Annotated in this window: 1 protein-coding gene; it reads left to right on the top strand. The window is 62.7% G+C overall.

What is annotated here, in order from left to right; translation table 11 throughout:
• Window positions 1–380, top strand: a 380-nt coding sequence (locus OC610_RS28900; protein ID WP_264433241.1) for an amidohydrolase family protein, incomplete at its 5' end; no start/stop codon positions are given.
• Window positions 381–426 lie beyond the last annotated feature (46 nt).

Raw genomic sequence — 426 nt, 5'->3', positions numbered from 1 at the left:
CAATGGCCGAGAAGCACAAGGTGAACGTCGGGTTGGGCACGGACGTGGGCGGCGGCACCAGTTTTTCGCTGCTGCACACCTTGAACGAAGCCTACAAGGTCATGCAGTTGCAAGGCGCGCGGCTGAGTCCGTTCAAGTCGCTGTACCTGGCGACCCTCGGCGGGGCCAGGGCCTTGCGCCTGGAAGACAAGATCGGGACGTTGCAGCCGGGGACGGAGGCGGATTTCCTGGTGCTGGACTACAACGCGACGCCGCTGTTGAGCTATCGCCTCAAGCAGGCCAAGGACATTGCCGAGCGGTTGTTCGTACTGATGACGCTGGGGGATGACCGGACGGTCGCGCAGACTTATGCGGCAGGGAGGTTGGTGCACCAGCGGTAGGTTGTATTGCCTGCCAGGACACTATCGCGAGCAAGCTCGCTCCCAC

Origin of the sequence: Pseudomonas agronomica, from assembly GCF_025917275.1 — a bacterium.
GTDB classification, from domain to species: domain Bacteria; phylum Pseudomonadota; class Gammaproteobacteria; order Pseudomonadales; family Pseudomonadaceae; genus Aquipseudomonas; species Aquipseudomonas agronomica.
This window is presented reverse-complemented; position numbering and strand designations above follow the sequence as displayed.